This is a genomic window from Streptomyces sp. NPDC005722 (genome assembly GCF_040630935.1).
Taxonomy (GTDB): domain Bacteria; phylum Actinomycetota; class Actinomycetes; order Streptomycetales; family Streptomycetaceae; genus Actinacidiphila.
This window is the reverse complement of sequence record NZ_JBEXYN010000008.1, coordinates 235,683-249,091: the sequence shown is the minus strand read 5'-3', so window position 1 is coordinate 249,091 and position 13,409 is coordinate 235,683. Positions and strand designations below refer to the sequence as shown.

The 13,409-nt window shown below is 74.9% G+C and carries 11 protein-coding genes; 1 reads left to right on the top strand and 10 read right to left on the bottom strand.

What is annotated here, in order from left to right:
* The 3 genes from ABZ479_RS13290 to ABZ479_RS13280 all read right to left on the bottom strand — a co-directional run bounded on the left by ABZ479_RS13290 (position 1) and on the right by ABZ479_RS13280 (position 2,143).
* Entirely contained in the window at positions 1–789 is a 789-nt protein-coding gene (locus ABZ479_RS13290) for a hypothetical protein (protein WP_500461673.1), read from the bottom strand.
* Positions 786–1,640, bottom strand: a complete 855-nt coding sequence (locus ABZ479_RS13285; protein ID WP_500461672.1) for a Crp/Fnr family transcriptional regulator — start codon at positions 1,638–1,640, stop codon at positions 786–788. Before ABZ479_RS13285 ends, ABZ479_RS13290 begins: the two co-directional genes overlap by 4 nt.
* A 98-nt stretch (positions 1,641–1,738) precedes the next feature.
* Positions 1,739–2,143, bottom strand: coding sequence for a globin (locus ABZ479_RS13280; RefSeq protein WP_500461671.1), 405 nt, complete (start codon positions 2,141–2,143; stop codon positions 1,739–1,741).
* 62 nt (positions 2,144–2,205) lie between these two features.
* Here ABZ479_RS13280 and ABZ479_RS13275 point away from each other — a divergent pair, with 62 nt between their 5' ends.
* Positions 2,206–3,354: a methyltransferase domain-containing protein gene (locus ABZ479_RS13275; RefSeq protein ID WP_500461670.1), complete on the top strand. Its 1,149-nt coding sequence runs from the start codon at positions 2,206–2,208 to the stop codon at positions 3,352–3,354.
* Here the strand turns inward: ABZ479_RS13275 and ABZ479_RS13270 are convergent.
* The 7 genes from ABZ479_RS13270 to ABZ479_RS13240 all read right to left on the bottom strand — a co-directional run bounded on the left by ABZ479_RS13270 (position 3,335) and on the right by ABZ479_RS13240 (position 13,299).
* Positions 3,335–4,267 carry an FHA domain-containing protein gene (locus ABZ479_RS13270; protein ID WP_500461669.1) on the bottom strand — a complete coding sequence of 311 codons (933 nt, stop codon included), beginning with the start codon at positions 4,265–4,267 and terminating at the stop codon, positions 3,335–3,337. The genes ABZ479_RS13275 and ABZ479_RS13270 overlap by 20 nt on opposite strands.
* A gap of 99 nt (positions 4,268–4,366) precedes the next feature.
* Positions 4,367–5,716 carry a vWA domain-containing protein gene (locus ABZ479_RS13265; protein WP_500461668.1) on the bottom strand — a complete coding sequence of 450 codons (1,350 nt, stop codon included), beginning with the start codon at positions 5,714–5,716 and terminating at the stop codon, positions 4,367–4,369.
* 53 nt (positions 5,717–5,769) lie between these two features.
* Complete coding sequence (locus ABZ479_RS13260; RefSeq protein ID WP_500461667.1) at positions 5,770–6,963, bottom strand: protein phosphatase 2C domain-containing protein; 1,194 nt, start codon at positions 6,961–6,963, stop codon at positions 5,770–5,772.
* Positions 6,964–6,968: 5 nt separating this feature from the next.
* Complete coding sequence (locus ABZ479_RS13255) at positions 6,969–9,614, bottom strand: serine/threonine-protein kinase (RefSeq protein ID WP_500461666.1); 2,646 nt, start codon at positions 9,612–9,614, stop codon at positions 6,969–6,971.
* Positions 9,611–10,867, bottom strand: coding sequence for a hypothetical protein (locus ABZ479_RS13250; protein ID WP_500461665.1), 1,257 nt, complete (start codon positions 10,865–10,867; stop codon positions 9,611–9,613). The genes ABZ479_RS13255 and ABZ479_RS13250 overlap by 4 nt, the downstream gene beginning before the upstream one ends.
* A 69-nt stretch (positions 10,868–10,936) precedes the next feature.
* Positions 10,937–11,962 (bottom strand): glutamate ABC transporter substrate-binding protein, encoded by a 1,026-nt coding sequence (locus ABZ479_RS13245; RefSeq protein WP_500461664.1) that lies wholly within the window; start codon positions 11,960–11,962, stop codon positions 10,937–10,939.
* Positions 11,963–11,979: 17 nt separating this feature from the next.
* Positions 11,980–13,299, bottom strand: coding sequence for a GlnX family signal transduction membrane protein (locus ABZ479_RS13240; protein WP_500461663.1), 1,320 nt, complete (start codon positions 13,297–13,299; stop codon positions 11,980–11,982).
* Positions 13,300–13,409: the final 110 nt, after the last annotated feature.

The window sequence follows — 13,409 nt, the reverse complement described above, 5'->3', positions numbered from 1 at the left end:
TCACCTCCGGCCGTCGTGGTAGATGTGCTTGCCGCCGGTGAACTGGTCGCCGTGGACCGTTCCGGCGTTGAAGACCACCGGGCCCTCGGGGGCCGGCGCCCGTGGGGGTGCGGCTTCGGGCGGCGGGGCCTGCGAGGGCTGCTGCGACGGTGCGGGCTGCCGCGAGGACACCGGCTCGGTGTCGATGGCGGTGGCGGTGGCGGTGGCGCCGGCCGCGGCCGGGCGGTGCGGGGCGTGCACCCAGATCCCCACGGGGCCCTCCTTGGACGTGAACTCCTCGTGGTGGAACGCCGAGGGGTCGATGCCCGGGTAGCCGTGCCGCACGGTCGCGGAGTGCACGAACCCGGAGACCGCGACGGCGACCGGTGCCGCCGACTCCCGTAACGCGGCCCGCAGCGGTTCGCAGTCGAGCATGCGGAAGGCGGCGTCCAGGTCCGAGCCGTGCACCCCGTCGGGGTCCTGGCCGACCTCACCGCCGTGCAGCACGACGCGCAGCCGCACCCGGACCCCGGGCGCGGCCAGCCGGTTGCGGCCGGCCAGGTCCTCGGGAAGGTGGTGCAGCACCGCGTGGAGCAGCCGCGGCCGGGGCACGGAGGGGTCGACGAGCAGCATGACGCCGTCGCCCCGGTCCTCGGTCCGGTACTGCGTGCGCTCCGCGCCCGCCGCCGCGAGTGCGGCGTGCACGGTCTCGTACATCACGCGACGGACGACGGGTTTCTCCACGTCGTCGCGGAGTCCCGAGCCCTCGATGTCGCAGAGCAGGATCGTCTGGTGCACCGGATCGTTCACTCGCCCGTCCCTCTCGTGGTCGCCGGCGCCGCGGGTGGGGACCCCGGGCGCCCGGAGCGCGCTCCTCCCCCGGACACGGCGCGCGCTCCGGACGTGCCACCCATCGTCGGGGGCGGGGGTACGGCCCGCGATGTCACCCTGCCCGGAGGATCTGTGACCGTGTGCACAGAACCGGCGACGCGGCGCAGGAGCTGGGGCCGGAGGACCACCACCAGCCGGCGGCGGGTCGTGACCGCGCCGCGTTCCCTGAAGTCCCTGAGCACCCTGGCCACCGCCTCGCGTGAGGCGCCCACCGAGCCCGCGAGTTCGCGCTGCGAGAGGGGCACGGTGATGGCGATGCCCTCGGGTTCCTCGGCCCCGTGCTGTTCCGCCAGGTCGAGCAGCAGCCGGGCGAGGCGTTCGGGCACCGTGTGGGCGGCGGCCTCCAGGCGGTTGCGGTCGGCGGCGCGCAGCCGGTCGGCGACCACGCCGAGCAGGGCGATCGCGGCGCGCGGATGCCGTTCAAGGAACGGCAGGAAGTCGGCGGACCGGACGGCGACCAGCCGTACCGCGTACAGGGTGGACACCCGGGCCGACCGCAAGGAGCCGTCCACCGCGGCGAGTTCGCCGACGACGTCGCCCGGGCCGCGCAGCCCCAGCAGCGCCTCGTGGCCGTTCGCGGACGAGGCGGTGACCTTCAGCCAGCCGCTCAGCACCAGCAGGACGTGCGAGGAGGGCTCGCCCTCGTGGAGCACGACGGTGTTCGGGGGCAGGGACTGCGGGAGTCCCAGCGACAGCAGGTCGTCGCGCGGGCCGTCCTCGAGCCGGGCGAGGTAGGGGACGCGGTCACCGAGCGCTGCGCTGATCGTCACCCGTCCCCCTGATCACCCGTCGAGGGCACCCAAGGATAGTCAGGGGGCACGGTCCGTGCAGGTTCAGTCCCGGATAGTGACACATCCGGGCTACGGAATCAGCCCGCGGTGTTCACCATCGACGCCGCCGCGTAGACGAGGTAGTCCCACAGTTGCCGTTCGAGGTCGGGCTCCAGGCCCAGCTCGTCGACGGCGGCGCGCATGTGCAGCAGCCACGCGTCGTGCGCGGCCCGGTCGACGGTGAAGGGTGCGTGGCGCATCCGCAGCCGGGGGTGGCCGCGGTTCTCGCTGTACGTGCGGGGGCCGCCCCAGTACTGCATGAGGAACAGCCGCAGCCGGTCCTCCGCGGGGCCGAGGTCCTCCTCGGGGTACATGGGGCGCAGGATCGGGTCCTCGGCGACGCCCTCGTAGAAGCGGCGGACGAGCCGCCGGAAGGTCGGCTCGCCGCCGACCGCCTCGAAGAACGTCTGCTGCTCGACGGTGCCCCGCGGGATCTCATTCACGCCTCCCATGCTCTCAGACGGCCCGCGTTGTCCGGAGGGGGTCACCGTCGCAGAGTGGTCGTATGACGGATGGCGACCGGTACGCCGCCGCGGCGGGGCCGCTGCGGGCCCGGCTGGTGCGCCGGATCGCCGCGGCAGGCGGCCCGGCGGACCGGCGGTGGCGGGCGGCGTTCGAGGAGGTGCCGCGGCACCTGTTCGTGCCCGTCTACCACCGGCCCCGCTCGGACGGGGGGTTCACCCGGCTGTCGGCCGAGGACCCCGACCCGCGCGGCCGGTCCCGGTGGCTGTCCGGCGCCTACGCAGACGTGCCGCTGATCACACTGGTCAGGGGCGGGGAGCCGGTCTCCTCCAGCAGCCAGCCCTCGCTGATGGCCGCCATGCTGGAGGCGCTGCGGATCGAGGACGGGCAGCGGGTGCTGGAGATCGGCGCAGGGACCGGCTACAACGCCGCCCTGCTCGCGCACCGCCTGGGCACGGGGGCGGTGACCACGGTGGACCTCGACGCCGAGATCACCGAGGGCGCACGTGCGCACCTGGCGGCGGCCGGGCGCCCGGTGGCGGTGGTCACCGGGGACGGGGCGCTGGGCTGCCCGCAGCGCGCGCCCTACGACCGGATCGTCGCCACGTGCGAGCTCCCGTCGGTGCCGGAGGCCTGGCCGCGGCAGTGCCGGCCCGGCGGACTGATCCTGGCGCCCTTCGCGGGCGGGCTGATCGGACTGCGGGTGACGGGACCGGAGCGGGCCGAGGGGCGCTTCCTGCACACCCCCGCGTACTTCGTCTCGCTGCGGGGCGCGGGAGCGGCCCCGCGCCGGGAGGCCGGCGCCGCGCCCGCCCCGGCCCGCAGCCGCGCCAGCGACACTCCGCCGCGGGTCCTGGAGGACGAGCTGTTCCGCTTCCTGCTCGGCCTGTACGCCGGGGACACGGAGGTCCACTGGACCCCGGGCGGCCCCACGGTCACCGCCGCCGACGGCTCCGCGGCGCACGCCGCACGGGACGGCACGGTCCGGCTCTCCGGGCCGCGGGACCTGTGGTCCGCCGTCGAGGAGGCGTACGTCCTGTGGCGCGCCGAGGGCCGGCCGCCCCGGGACCGCTTCGGCATGAGCCTGGCGGAGGGCCGCCAGTGGACCTGGCTGGACCGCCCGGACGGGCCGCACCGCTGGGAGCTGCGGCCCGTGCCGGGCCCGGCCGGGGTCAGTCGCGGAGGACCGTGATCGTCGTCCAGGCGCCGACGTGGACGCGGTCGCCGTCCGTCAGCGGGACGGGCACGAAGGGGTCGATGGGGTCCTCGCCGCCGTTGACGGTGGTGCCGTTGGTGGAGCCCTGGTCCACCACCGACCAGCTGCCGTCGGGCTGTTCCACGAGCACGGCGTGCTTGTGGGAGACGCCCGGGTCCTCGGGCGCCCGGGACAGGTCGATGTCGGGGGCCTCGCCGGTGCTGTGCCGGCGGCGCCCGACGGTGATCTGCGGGCCCGTCAGCGGCAGCCGCTGCTCGGGGGAGTACGAGGGGAAGTACAGCCCGCGTGCCTCCGGGCCGCTGCGGGCCATCATGCCGGTGAAGTAGTCGCGGTCGGCGGCGATCACGGCGGTCCAGGTGCCCGGGCCCGCCTGCCCGTGACCGGGGTCCTGCGCGCTCGGCGGTGTGAGCAGGAAGTCGCCCGAACCGGAGGTCACCGACTCGGGGGCGAGCGGTTCCGCCGGGCGGTTGATCTGGGACGGGCGGGACAGCTGCGACTCGTAGCGCTGGTACGGCGGCCCGTCCGGCGGGTAGCCGGGGGAGGCCGGCGGCGGGGGCGGCCCCTGCGGGACGAAGGTCGTGCCCGCCTGGGTGACGAAGTTGTAGCGGCACTCCTCGCAGAACTGGGCGTAGCCCTCGCGCGGGGTGCCGCAGTTGGGGCAGGGCTCGGCGGCCGCGGTGGCGTCCGGGTCGTAGCCGAACCCGCCCTGGCCGCGGCCGTACCCGGGGTCGTACGCCGGTTCGTAGGCGGGCTCGTAACCGGACGTGTACCCGGGGGAGTAGCCGCCGGAGTACGGCGGCGGGGGCGGTGGGGGACCCGGCGCCGGGTACGCGGGCGGTGGGGACCCGGGCGCGGGGGCGGAGGAGGACGCCGGTGCGGACATGCGCATTCCGCACACCTCGCACCAGTCGTCCGTCTCGGACCGGTGACCGTTCGGGCAAGTCGACATGTCGCTTTCTCCCCCTCCGCCCCTCTGAGTCCCGCTGCTCTATTTCTTCACACGGACGGTCTTCGTCGAACGTGTCTCGAGGGTCATCTCGTCGGCGTCGGCCACCCGGGCCTTGAGCCGCACAGTACCCGTCACCGCGTCGACCACGTCCACGACCTTGGCCAGCAGCTTGGCGGTGTCGTCGTTGCCGGAGGCGCTGGCCAGCTGCACGGCACGGCCGAGCTTGGCGGTCGCCGAGTCGAGGTCGCCCTGCTTGCGGGCCTCCAGGCCCTGCTGGATGACCTGGGCCAGCTCCGCCTGCCCGGTGTAGTGGGCGACCTGCGGGTTGATCCGCGTCGAGGCCGCCATGTCGTCCGTCCACAGCGCGCGCACCAGCCCCTGGCCCAGCACGCGCGGCGTGCCGTCCGGCTGGGGCAGGACGAGGGAGATCCGGGCCGCCAGCATCTCCTGGCCGACGCCGGCCGAGGGCACCACCACGTTGACGTGGTAGTCGCGCGACTCGTCGCCCCAGGAGCCCGTCGGGTAGTCGCCGGCGCGCGGACCGGCCTCGGTGCGGCGGGCGGTGAGGTCCTCCACGGTCGGCGCGACCTGCTTGACGTACTGGATCTCCGCGCCCTGCGGGGTCCACACGCGCAGGGCGACGTCGGCGACCTCCTTGCCCATCGCGGTCTCCATCATCTGCCGGAAGTCGGCCTCCAGGCCGGAGGGGTCGGCGACGATGTCGACGGAGCCGAGCAGCGCGGAGGCGATGCCGGTCAGCTCCTTGACCTCCCAGTCGGTGCCCACGCCGCGCGCGTCGCAGGTGAAGCGGCCGGCGCAGGAGTCGAGCGCGGCGCGCAACTGCTCCGGCTTCTCGTGCTCGTTGCGGCCGTCGGTGAGCAGGATGCCGTGCCGTATGGACACGTCGGCCGTGGCGAGCAGCCGGTTCGCCAGGCGCAGCCAGGAGCCGATCGCGGTGCCGCCGCCGGAAGTCAGGCTGCGCAGCGCCTCCTTGGCCTGGTGCCGGGTGGCCGGGTCGGCGACGGCGAGGCCGCCGTTCGCGGGGTAGACCTCCTTGGCCTGGTGCGTGCCGGCGACCACGGCGAAGGCGACACCGTCGCGAATGGTGTCGACGGCGGCGGCGGTCGCCTCGCGGGCACTGCGCATCTTGGTCGGCGGGTACTCCATGGAGCCCGAGCAGTCCACCATGATCACCACGGCGGCCCCGGCCGCCGAGCCCGGTACGTCACCCGGCGCATGGGTGGCCAGCGGCAGACCGCCGCTGGTGCCGCCGCCGGTCGAGGTCACGGTGACGATCGCGTTGACCTCGCGCCCGCCCTCGGGGAGGAACTCGTTCTGGTAGATGTCGACGGAGAACTGCGGCACGTTCGACTTGGAGAAGTTGGCCATCGGGTGCGCTCCTAGCGCTTGTTCAACCTTCGGAAGGGAGCATCAGGGAGTGGTCACGCGGCCGGGAACGGCAGTACGGCGACGGTGATGTTGTCGTGGCCGCCGCCGTCGATGGCGACCCCGACCAGGGTGCGGGCGCAGTGCAGCGGGCGGCTGCGGGCGTCCTCGGGCACCACGGAGGCAAGCTCCGCGGCCGACTCCGCGTAGTTCCACAGTCCGTCGGTGCACACCACCACTACACCCGGTTCGTCCGGTTCGAAGGAAGCGGTGTGCGGGTCCAGTTCCACGGCGTCCGCGCCGAGCCAGCCGGTGATGGCGTGGGCCCGCTCGTCCGCGTACGCCTCGGCCTGCGTCATCAGGCCCATCGACACCATGCGTTCGGCCCAGGAGTCGTCCTCGGTCAGCCGGGAGGCGGGCGCGGAGCGGTCGTCGGGGATCCAGTAGGCGCGGCTGTCCCCGATCCAGCCGATGGTGAAGGTCTTGCCGGAGGTGATCGCGCTGACGCAGGTGCACGCGGGCGCGTTGTGGTGGCGCCGGGCCTCCTCCTCGGGTGTCTCGGCCGCCAGGTCCGTCACGGCCTGGGCGGCCACGAGCAGCGCGTCGCGCATCGCCTCGTCGGGGCGGGCGCCACGGGCCAGGGAACGCACGAGCGAGGTGCTCGCGGTGCCCGCGGCCGTCTCGGAGGCGTCGTCCGGACGGTACGCGGAGGACACCCCGTCGCAGACCACGGCGACGACGGCCGGGGTGCCGTCGGGCAGCGCGGTCGTGGCCAGCGCGAAGGCGTCCTCGTTGCGGTGGTGCCGCAGGCCCCGGTCGGTCACGGCGGCCACGCCGTCGCACTCCTGCTCCTGGTGGTCGCGGGGCCGGGGCTGGGCGTGCCCGCAGTGCTCGCAGTAGCCGTCCGGGTCGACCTCGCCCATGCCGCAGGCCACGCACCGCGGGGAGGCGGCGGGCGACGCGCCCGCCGCCGGGTCCAGCCGCGGGTCGGTGATCCGCGCCCGGGGCAGGTCGGCGGTGCCCAGACCGAAGGCGAGGGTGTCGTTGTCCCCCGGCGGGGCCAGCTCGTACGACTCCGGCTCGCCGCCCGGCGGTCCGGGGGCGGCGGCGGCCGAGGCGGGGTCGGGCGGCGCCAGTTCGTACGCGTCCGGTTGCCGGGGCGCGGACAGGTCGGCGCCGCAGACGCCGCAGAACTTGTCGTCGGGTTCCAGAGGCTCGCTGCACTCCGGGCAAACGGTCTCGTGCGGCATGGCGGTTACACCCACGTCCGGGGGCGGAGGCGGTTGGCGCGCTCCACCAGATCGATCCTTGTGCGGCCCTGGTCGGCGAGCCGGGCCAGTACCCGGTACGAGTGTTCCAGGCCGAAGCGCAGGCCCCGTTCGTCCAGCTCCCGGCCCAGGAGCCCGGGCGTGGCGGATCGCGCGGCCGGCACCCCGGCCGCGCCCTGCTGCCCCGCCAGCACCCAGTCCAGCGCGCAGCCCAGCACCTCGGTGGACAACTGCTCGCGCAGCCCGGTGTCCAGGCCCATCCGCTGCAGGTCCTCCACCTGCCGGGCCGCGGCCCGCAGGTCGTCCAGGAGCGGTTCCTGCGGGGCGCGCCCGCGCAGCCGCGCGCGGACCGCCGCCACCCGCGCCGCCGTGAAGTGGATCGAGGACTCGGGGACCGACTCCAGGGCGGCGACCGCCCCGGCCCGGTCGCCCGCGGCGAGCCGGACGCGGGCCAGGCCGAAGGCCGCGCTCACGTAGCTCTGGTCGGTGGTCCACACGAGGCGGTAGTACTCGGCGGCGTTGTCGAGCTGGCCCAGCACCTCGGCGCACACGCCCAGGGCCAGCTTGGGCGCGGGCTCGCCGGGGAAGGCGTCGTAGACCGCGTCGAAGGACAGCGCGGCGGTGGCGTCGTCGCGGGTGACGAGCGCGGCCAGGCCGCGGTGCCACACCACCCGCCAGTCGTCGGGATGTTCCTCCTGCAGCGCGCGCAACTCCTCTGCGGCCGCGCGGGCGTCGTCGCTGTCGAGCCGGGCGCGCACCGTGCGCAGCCGCAGCTCCGGGGACCGCACCGGCGCCGCCTGGAGCGCGGCCACCAGCTCGGACGGGGCGGCCGCCGCGAGACCGGCCAGGAAACCGGCGTTGGGGTCGGCGGGGTCGACGTGCGGCACGGGCAGCGAGAGCGCCGCCGCCCGCACGTCGAGCGGCGAGACGACGGGTCCGGCCGCCGTGGCCGGCGGGGCGGTCCGCTGGGCGGGCACGGTGACCCGGGAGTCCGGCGCGGTGGTGCCGTAGCCGCCGGGGGCGGGCAGCGCCGCCGACGACGGGGGCAGGACGGGCCCCGGGGCCCCCGCCGGCAGGGCCGGCACGGCGCCGCGCCGGCCGTTCGCGGCGCGGCCGCCCAGGGCGGAGGCGTCCTCGGCGGGCGCCAGCAACCCGGTGTCCACCACGCGCAGTTCCGGCCCGAACAGGGTGGACAGCGCGGGCCGCGGCTTGCCGCTGCCCAGGGCCACGACCTCGCGCAGTACCCCCAGCAACTGCTCGCTCATCTCCTCCGCGGAGGCGAAGCGCCGGCCCGGGTCCGGGTCGGTGGCGCGGACCAGCAGCCGGTAGAAGGACTCGTAGCGGGAGAAGACCTCGATGCCGTCCGGGTCCGGAAGGCTGTCCACGAACACGTTCGTGTAGCCCTGGAAGTCGAAGGTGAGCACTGCCAGCGTGCGCGCCACCGTGTACAGGTCCGAGGCGACGGACGGGCCGACCTCGGGCACTTCGGGGGCCTGGTAGCCGACCGTCCCGTAGATCGGGCTGTCCTGGTCGTCCATCCTGCGGACGGCGCCCATGTCGATGAGCTCCAGCCGGTCCTCGGTCTGGATGGCGTTGTCGACCTTGAAGTCGCAGTAGAGCAGGTTGCGGCTGTGCAGGTGACCGAGGGCGTCCAGTGCTTCGATGGCGTAGGCGACGGCCTGGTCGACGGGGAGCGGTTCGCGTCTGCCGTCGGCGCCCCGGCGGTCGTTGGCGATCTCCTTGAGGGACTTGCCGCCGACGTACTCCATGACGATGTAGCCGTCGAGGGTGCCGCCCCGCGGGTCGAGGTGCTCGACGAAGTTGTAGATCCGCACGATGTTGGGGTGCTCGATCTCGGCGAGGAAGCGGCGTTCGGAGACCGCCGCGGCCAGCGCGTCCTCGTCGCCGGTGTCGAGCAGGCCCTTGAGCACCACCCAGCGGTCGCTGACCGCCCGGTCCACGGCCAGGTAGATCCAGCCCAGGCCGCCGTGCGCCAGGCAGCCCACCACCTCGTACTGCCCGTGCACCACGTCGCCCGCCCGGAGCTTGGGCGTGAACGAGTACGGGTGGCCGCACTTGGTGCAGAAGCCCTCGGTGCGTCCGGGGCGGTCGCCCCGGCTGCGTCCGACCGGCGCCCCGCACTCGCCCTTGCTGCAGTACCTCTTCCGCTCGGGGACCTGCGGGTCCGCCAGCACCGCGGCGGCCGGGTCGGGCCGGGGGATGGGCGGTACGGCCACCAGGCCCGCGCCCAGCTTGCCCCGGGTCGGCCCGCTGGTGGCGGAGCGCGCACTGCGCACGGAGACGGAGGCGGCGCCGCTCGTGCCGCCGCTCAGCGAACGCGACAGCCGCCCGGACACCGAACGGCGTGAGGAGCGGGACGTGCCCGAGGTCCGCGAGGAGCGCGAGGAGGAGCCGGAACCCGGCCCGCTCGCGGCGGCGTTCGAGGGCTGTGAGGACGGTGAGGACGGTGAGGACTGAGAGGGGCTCGACGAGGCCCCGCCGCCTCCGCCGGCCCGGCCGGCGGCCGTTCCCGCCGCGGCGCCGAGCGGCGCCAGGCCGCACGTGTCGCAGAACAGCTCACCCCCGCCGACGTCCTCGATCGTCCCGTCGCAGCCCGGGCGCTGGCAGTTCATCGTGCATCCCCCCTGTGGTCGGCAGGTTCCGCCTGCCCCGGCACCAGCAGTTCGGCGACGGCCCGCTGGTAGCGCAGCACGGCGTTCTCCGCCGCGCGCAGGTCGCACGGCGCGCTCCACAGCAGTCGCCGCGCGTGGTCGTACCGCTCCATCAGGAACGGGTCCTCCGCCATGCCGTGGCGCGCCACCTTCGCCCGGTAGGCGTCGAGCCGGCCGCGCAGCTCCGCACGGACGGCCAGCGGCGCGGTGACCGCGGTCAGCGACTCGCGCGCGCGCAGCAACTCGTCGTCCGCGCGCTGTTCGAGACCGTCCAGCAGCGGCGAGAGCCGGTGCCACTGGCCGGTCCTGCGGAAGTCGACGGCGGCGGAGAGCTGGTCCTGCAGCGCGACCGGCGCGCCGCTGACCGCGGGCACCTCCGAGGCCGCGATCTTGGCGAGCACCTCGACCCGGGCGCTGCGCGCCTCGGTGAGGGTGCGGTCGGCACGCGACAGGACGTCCCGCAGCCGCATCAGCCGGTGGTCGGCGTCGTCACGGACGTGGAGCACGGCCTCGACCTCGCGCCGTATGTCCTCGAGCGTCCGCCCCGCCCGGTCGTAGCGCCCGGTGTCGGGGCGGCCGGCGGACCAGAAGGCGAGCGGGTCGGAGACCACCTCGGCGCGCAGCGCCGCCAGCGCGTCCAGCATCCCCGCGAGGTCGTCGCCCGAGGGGTGGGTGCCGGGGCGCACGCCGACGGACTCCGCGAGCGAACGCACCCGCTGCGCCTCCGCGACCAGCAGGTCGATGCGGGCGGGCAGCGCCGACCACACCGCGTCGGCGGCCGACACCACGTCCATCACCTGCGCGTACCACGCGTTCATCCGCGCCAGCAGCTGCTCCAGGCTGATCCGCTCGCTCAGCCGGGCCGGACCGGTCAGACCGCGCGCCGCCTCCGGCACGGCGCCGCCGGAGACGGTGACCCCGGAGCCGCGCAGCAGCTCCGTCAGCTCCCGCAGTTCGCTCTGGGTGGGCCAGCGGCGGCGGCCGCGCAGGCCCCGGGCGGTCGTCAGGGCCTCGGTGTAGGTGTCGAAGTGCGCCCACAGCAGGGCGACGGCCTGTTCGGCCGCGGCCCAGCGCTCCTTGGTGGCACCGCTGAGCTCCGCGCCCTCCAGCAGCCTGCGGCCGGAGTGGTCCTGCAGCGCGAGCAGGGACGCCTCGATCGCGTCCCGCTCGTCACCGAGCCGTGCCAGGGCACGGTCGACGTCCTCACGGCTCATCGCCGGTCCGGATGGTCCCGCGACCGCCATCGCACCTTCCTTCTCTCCAGCCGGTCCCCGTGCTTGCCGTCAGTCCTTGTAGAGCGGTTGCGGCGGCCCCTCGATGCCGGGGAGGTCCGCTTCCAGCCAGGTACGGTACGCCCGCATCCAATGGCTGTCCGCGCCGCCGCCGCGGTAGTCCTCCAGCACCCTGTTGACCCGGCGCACCAGGTCGGTGTCCTGGTCGTTCATCGCCACGCCGTAGTACTCGGTGGTGACCGGCTCGCCCACCAGCCGCACCGCCGGGTCCTGCGCCGCCTGGCCGGCGGCGAGGGCGTTGTCGGTGAACACGGCGTCGGCCTCGCCGAGTTGCAGCATCACCAGGCAGTCCAGCTGGTTCGCCACGAGGAGGACGCGCGGCCGCAGCCGCTCCTTCTCCTTCTCCAGCTCGGCCTGGGCGGTGCTGCCCTGGGCGACGCAGATCCGTTTCCCCCGCGCGGAGGAGTCGAACCCCTTGATCGCCGAACCCTGACGGGGGACCAGCAGTTGCTGCCCCGCCTCGAAGTAGGCCGTGGAGAAGGCGATGTGCCGCTCCGTGATCCGCTCGCAGGTGATGCTCACGGTCCGCACCAGCAGGTCCACGTCGCGGTTGTTGACGGCGTCGAAGCGCTTGGCGGTCGGCACGGTCCTGTACAGGATGGCGTCCTCGTCGCCGAGGATGTCCTCGGCGATGGCCTTGGCCAGGTCGATGTCGAAGCCGACGATCTTCCGGGAGGCCGGGTCGCGGTAGCTCCAGCGGTAGCTGTTCTGGTCGACCCCGACGACCAGCTTGCCGCGCTTGCGGATCCGCTCGACCGCGGGACCGCTCGTGGAGGACGGCCGCAGGCTCGCCTCCGGGTGGCCGCCGCAGTCGTCGTCGGCCGCGGCCTTCCCCGGCGCCGCGGCGGGGCTCCCGGCGGCCGTCGTCCCGGCCTCCGGCCGGCCGTCCCGGCCCGCGTCCTCCTTCGGCGGCAGCACGGCGGCGGCGGCCGCGACGGCGGCCACCAGGGCCGCCGAGACCACGGCACCCCAGCCCCGCCCGCGCCACCGGCGCTGCCTGTGTCCCTCGCGTCCCATCGGCGGCCTCCCCCCGCTCACCGGTACTCCGAAAGCCGGCGCCCGATGCCGAGCACCGCGCCCGCGGCGCCCAGCACCGCCAGCAGCGCGGCCCCCGGCACCAAACCGCCCAGCGCGCCGCGCCCGTCGGCGGCGGCCTGTTCGAACTCCTGCTGCTCGTGCGCGACGGCACGGGCGAGATCGGTGTCCACCTGGTCGAAGCAGAAGCCGGTGTACTGCTCGGGCCGCCCGCCGTCCTCGTACGTGCCGCCGATCGTCTGGGCCACGGCGTCCAGGTAGTTGCCCTCGTCGTCCTTCTCACGGGCCTCCGAGTGCAGCCCCCACCAGGCCTTCGCGGCCTCCATGGCGGAGGTGACGCTCTCGCGGCCACGGTCGTCGTCGGCCAGGCCGAGCGCCTGCGCCAGCAGGCCCGTCCGCCCGTCGGCGTCCGTGCCCGCCAGGCCCTGCAGTTGCTTGTCGTACGCCGCGCTGTAGGCGTCCCCGCTGCCGCGGGCCACGAGCGTCAGGTTCTCGTTGCCCCGGGCCTGCAGGGTCTGGATCCGGGCCTCGTTGAGGATCTGCAGCGACTGCGCCCCGTGCGCGTAGGAGTCGTCGAGCTTCGCGCGGGCGACACCGTGCCCGGCGACCAGCCACAGCAGGACGACGGCGGTGGCCACCGTGCCCGCCACCATGCCCGGGTTGAACACCCGCTGCGTGCGCCGGTACGAACGCCGCTGCGCCCACACCAGCGCGGCCAGCGCCACGACGCCCAGCGCCCAGGCGGCCAGCGGCAGCACCTTGGCGTCCGCGTAGTCCTCGCCCAGCCGCTCGGTCTCGATCGTCCACAGCTGCTTGGCGTCGGGGAGGATCTCCTCGCTCATCATCTTGTTGGCGCGCCGCAGGTACGCCCCGCCGACCGGGAAGCCCTGGCGGTTGTTGGCCCGGGCCCGCTCGACCAGCCCGGTGTACACCGACAGCCGCTGGTTCAGCCGCTCCAGGCGTTCCCGCGCCTGGGCGGAGTCCTCGGAACTGGCCGCCGCCTCGGCGATGTTCCGCGAGGCCGTACGGATGTCCCGGGCGTACCGCTCGCGGTCCTGCGCGGGATCGTCGCCCCCGGCCAGGAAACCGCCGGCGGCGGTGGCGTCCGCGTCGGCGAGCGAGCGGTAGATGTCCGCGGCACGCGCGCTCAGCGGCCCGCTGTGGTGGATCACGTCGTCGGCCGCGGCCGAGCGCTCGGTGATCTGCCACGCCGTCACCGCGCCGAACGCCACCACGCACAGGGCCAGCAGCACCCCGATGACGCGCAGCCTGCCCGGTTCCGTGGTGGCCGCGGCGCGCCACGCGCGTGGTCGCTCCACCCACGCCCGCGGTCGCCTGCCACCGGGTGCGGGCGTGTCCACCCGCACGGTCGGCGACTCCGTCTCCATCGGCGTCCGTGTCACCTGCCGGCCCTCCCCCCGACCCGTTC

Bases quoted from the DNA above. Each gene is read 5' to 3' on its own strand.
- ABZ479_RS13275 (WP_500461670.1), top strand. From the start codon at position 2,206: ATGACGGATGGCGACCGGTACGCCGCCGCGGCGGGGCCGCTGCGGGCC.
- ABZ479_RS13270 (WP_500461669.1), bottom strand. From the start codon at position 4,267: ATGCGCATGTCCGCACCGGCGTCCTCCTCCGCCCCCGCGCCCGGGTCC.
- ABZ479_RS13265 (WP_500461668.1), bottom strand. From the start codon at position 5,716: ATGGCCAACTTCTCCAAGTCGAACGTGCCGCAGTTCTCCGTCGACATC.
- ABZ479_RS13260 (WP_500461667.1), bottom strand. From the start codon at position 6,963: ATGCCGCACGAGACCGTTTGCCCGGAGTGCAGCGAGCCTCTGGAACCC.
- ABZ479_RS13255 (WP_500461666.1), bottom strand. From the start codon at position 9,614: ATGAACTGCCAGCGCCCGGGCTGCGACGGGACGATCGAGGACGTCGGC.
- ABZ479_RS13250 (WP_500461665.1), bottom strand. From the start codon at position 10,867: ATGAGCCGTGAGGACGTCGACCGTGCCCTGGCACGGCTCGGTGACGAG.
- ABZ479_RS13245 (WP_500461664.1), bottom strand. From the start codon at position 11,962: ATGGGACGCGAGGGACACAGGCAGCGCCGGTGGCGCGGGCGGGGCTGG.